Raw genomic sequence first — 3,822 nt, forward strand, 5'->3', positions numbered from 1 at the left:
CCCTCGGCCGCTCCCGCGGCGGGTGCCGCGGCCGGTGCCGCGGCAGGTGCCTCGGCCGCTGCCGTGGCTGCGTCGCGCTGGTCAGCCGCTGACATCGAAGCCCTCCCCGGTGAGGGCGACGAAGAGGTCCTCGAGGCTGGGGCGGGTGATGGTGAACTCCTTGACGCCGACGCCACCCGTCACGAGCGCCGCGACGATCGTCTCCGGCTCGATCCCGCCGGGGTCGGCGCGGACGCCGCCGGGCATCAGTTGGACGTCTGTCAGGCCCAGCCCGGACAGGACGCGGGCCGCGTCGTCGGGCTGGTCCGTGCGGACCTGGGCGACCGGCGTGGCGGCACCGCGCACGTGCCCGACCGGGCCCTGGGCCACGAGCCGTCCCTCGCTCATGACGCCGAGATGCGTGCACATCTGCTCGACCTCGGAGAGCAGATGGCTCGAGACGAAGACCGTCGTGCCGTCCGACGCGAGCTCACCGACGAGGTGACGCACCTCGCGCGTCCCTTGCGGGTCAAGGCCGTTCGTCGGCTCGTCGAGGACGAGCAGGTCTCGGGGCATGAGCAGGGCGGCCGCGATGGCCAGGCGCTGCCGCATCCCCAGCGAGTAGGCCCGGTAGCGCTTGCCCGCGGCGGCGAGCAGGCCCACCCGGTCGAGCGCCGCGTCGATCCGGTGCCGGGACGACGACGGCTCGGCGGTGAGGTCGGCCGCGTCGAGCCGCTCGAGGTTGCGCCGCCCGGAGAGGTAGGGGTGGAACGCGGGCCCCTCGACGAGCGAGCCGACCCGCGGCAGCACGCTCTGGGCGGCCCTCGGCATCGGCTGGCCCAGCACGGCACTGTGCCCGGCCGACGGACGGACGAGGCTCAGCACCATACGGATCGTCGTCGTCTTGCCCGAACCGTTCGGGCCGAGGAAGCCGTAGACGCTGCCCGTCGGGACCTGCAGGTCGATGCGGTCGACGGCAGCCTTGCCGCGGAAGAGCTTTGCCAGTCCTCGGGTCTCGATCGCGAGACCCGAGGACGGCGCGACGGGCTGGGCCGTCACTTGGCCGCCAGGGCGGCGTAGAGCTGCTGGGCACCCACCGCGCCGACGGCGACCCGGCCGTCATCGGTGAGGACGGCGGAGACGAGCGTTCCCTCGAGCAGCCGGCCGCGGCCCCACGACCCGGAGACCTGGGGCAGGGACCCCAACACCGGGCCGAGCTGCTGCATCAGGCTCTGCTGCGACGTGCGGGACGGGCCACTCGTGTTCTGCGGCAGGGCGGCGACAACGACGGTGCTCCAGCCGGACCCGACCACCTTCGGCTGCGCCACGCCGGGGAGGGACGGCGGGCCGCCGGGCTGCGTCGGTGCCGGGTTCGTCCCGGAGGCCTTCGGCACGGTGGTCCGGGGCGGGGTGGGCGCGGGCGAGTTCGGCGTGTGCGAGCCCGGCGTCGGCGCGGCGCCCTTGTCGGTGACCGTCGTCCCGGGCGGGGGCGTGAAGGTGAACCGGCTGGCGTCCGGCTTGGCGAAGTCGATGGCGGTGAAGCCGACCTGGAAGGCCGGGTTGGCCAGCTTCGTGGAATAGACCTGCACCCGCAGCGGGATGTGCCGCTGCGCGTCGATCGCGATCCGCACCGACCCGACGAGGGTGGCCCGGTCCTTAGGCGTCAGGACGAGCTCGTATGCCGCTCGGCCGGCGACCGTCGCCGTGCCGCTCGTCGTGACCGTCGTGTCCTGGCCCATCAGGGCGAGCGCCTGGTTCGCGGCCTCCTCGGGTGTGGCCGGCGCCGTGGTCGGCACCCCGGGCTGCCCGGTGCTGGGTGAGGCGCCCGGCTTCGCGCTCGGGGCCAGGGAGTGCCGAGGGAGCGGGTGCATCATCGTCGGAAGGCGCCGGTGCACCGCCGACTTGTCCGCGCTCGACCAGAGCCACACGTCGGTGCCGTTGCGGATGAGGTCGGACTCGTTCGAGCCGTCGATGAGCGCCAGCCGCTGCCGGGTCGGGCCGTCGACCCAGACCCGCCAGGTGTGCGACCCGGTCAGAAGCGTGGTGAGCGAGCCGGTCGCGCCGGTGCCGGTGGCTCGTCCGCCGCCGGGACCGCCCACGCCGCCGGACAGGCCGGGCAGCTGCGGCAGCCCGAGGTCGGCCGTCTGCACGACCGTCCCGGCCAGGCTCTGGACGTGGGCCGAGCGGACGTCGGCCAGCAGCTGCGCCGCCGTCCGGTGCGGCAGGCCCGCGTCGGCACTGGCCTGCTGGTTCGTCACGGCCGCGGTCGCGGCGATGACCGCGAACGCCGCCACCGGCACGACCCAGCGGCCCCATGGGTGCTCCCCGAAGAACGTCATGTGCCTATCGTGCGCCTTCAAACCGAGGACGAACCTGTGGATCGTGTGGAGATCGCGTGCAACCTCCGCGGCTCCGGCCCCGACCACCGAGCGGTGAGCCGCAGGCGTTCGTCGCGGGCCCACCACTCTGCCGGGGCGCCTCCAGCGCGAGCGGGCTGAGCGGCATACCCTCTGCCCATGCGAACGACGGGGAAGATCGTGGCCGCCGTGCTCTCCGGACTGTGCCTGCTCGGCACCGCCGCCTGCACGGGCGACAAGGGCTCGCCCCAGCCGACGCAGCAGGCGCAGCTGACCCCCGCGCAGCGCCTGGCCGCCGCGAAGGCGGCGCTCGACGCGGCCACGTCGGTGCACCTGACGCTCGCCAGCGCCAACGTCCCCGAGCGGGCGAGCGGCCTGATCTCCGGCAGCGGCTGGGGCACCCACCCACCGGCGTTCAAGGGCACCTTCAAGGTCGCCGTCGCCGGTGTGCAGGCCGACGCCGAGATCACCTCGGTCGGCGGTGAGGTGTGGGCCAAGCTGCCGCTCGTGCCCGGCACGAACAAGATCAACCCGAAGGACTTCGGGATGCCCGACCCGGCGACGCTCTTCTCACCCGAGACCGGCCTCACGACGCTGCTCACCGCGACGACGTCGCCGGCTGCCGGCCAGCAGACCCGCAAGGGGGCCGAGGTGCTGACGACCGTCACCGGGAGCCTGCCCGGGTCGGCCGTCGTCGGCCTCCTCGGCATCGGTGACCGGGCCGCGACGTACCGCGCCACCTACCTGCTGACCGACGCCAACCAGCTGCGCCAGGTCACCCTCGAGGGGCCGTTCTTCGGCAGCGGCACGACGTCGACGTACACGCTCGTGCTCGACCGCTACAACGAAGCGGTCTCGATCACGCGGCCCTCGTGACCACGGCCCCGGCGCAGGCCCCTCGCCGCGCCCTGCTCGGCGTCGCGTCGGTCGCCGTCGCCCTCGCCGCCGCCGACACCTACGTCGTCGTCCTCGCGCTGACCGACATGATGGCCGGGGTCGGCCTCGGCATCGAGGCGCTGCAGGAGGCGACGCCGATCATCTCCGGCTTCCTGCTCGGCTACATCGCGATGCTGCCGCTCATCGGCCGGCTGTCCGACCTGCTCGACCGGCACCGGATCCTCCTCGCCTGCCTCGCGATCTTCGTCGTCGGGTCGGCCGTGACGGCCCTCGCCGTCGACCTGCCCGTCCTCGTCGGCTGGCGCGTCCTGCAGGGCATCGGCGGCGGCGGCCTCGTGCCGGCGACGCTTGCCCTCGTCGCCGACCTCTGGCCGACGGGGCGTCGCGGCACGCCGCTCGGGATCGTCGGTGCGGTCCAAGAGCTCGGCTCGGTGCTCGGGCCGCTCCTCGGGGCCGTGATCCTCGCGTGGTCCGGGTGGCGGGCGATCTTCTGGGCCAACGTCGTCGCCGGGGTCGTCCTGTATGCCGCTGTCCTCGCCACCGCTCGCCACCTCCACCCTCCCCACCGTCGAGTGAGCGCGAACTCCGG

Annotated in this window: 4 protein-coding genes; 2 read left to right on the forward strand and 2 right to left on the reverse strand. The window is 74.1% G+C overall.

Translation table 11 applies throughout. From position 1 onward, the window contains the following. Positions 1 to 81 precede the first annotated feature (81 nt). Positions 82 to 1,038, reverse strand: a complete 957-nt coding sequence (locus N864_RS20060; RefSeq protein WP_034721582.1) for an ABC transporter ATP-binding protein — start codon at positions 1,036 to 1,038, stop codon at positions 82 to 84. Beyond that, positions 1,035 to 2,318 carry a sigma-E factor regulatory protein RseB domain-containing protein gene (locus N864_RS20065; protein WP_034721584.1) on the reverse strand — a complete coding sequence of 428 codons (1,284 nt, stop codon included), beginning with the start codon at positions 2,316 to 2,318 and terminating at the stop codon, positions 1,035 to 1,037. Before N864_RS20065 ends, N864_RS20060 begins: the two co-directional genes overlap by 4 nt. A gap of 177 nt (positions 2,319 to 2,495) precedes the next feature. On the opposite strand from N864_RS20065, the gene N864_RS20070 reads away from it, so the two are divergent. Together N864_RS20070 and N864_RS20075 are read left to right on the forward strand one after the other, a co-directional pair. Continuing rightward, entirely contained in the window at positions 2,496 to 3,212 is a 717-nt protein-coding gene (locus N864_RS20070; protein WP_034721586.1) for an LppX_LprAFG lipoprotein, read from the forward strand. After that, a partial coding sequence (locus N864_RS20075; protein ID WP_034721587.1) for an MFS transporter occupies positions 3,209 to 3,822 on the forward strand: 614 nt, incomplete at its 3' end. The genes N864_RS20070 and N864_RS20075, both read left to right, overlap by 4 nt.

Origin of the sequence: Intrasporangium chromatireducens Q5-1 (assembly GCF_000576575.1) — a bacterium.
Lineage (GTDB): Bacteria > Actinomycetota > Actinomycetes > Actinomycetales > Dermatophilaceae > Intrasporangium_A > Intrasporangium_A chromatireducens.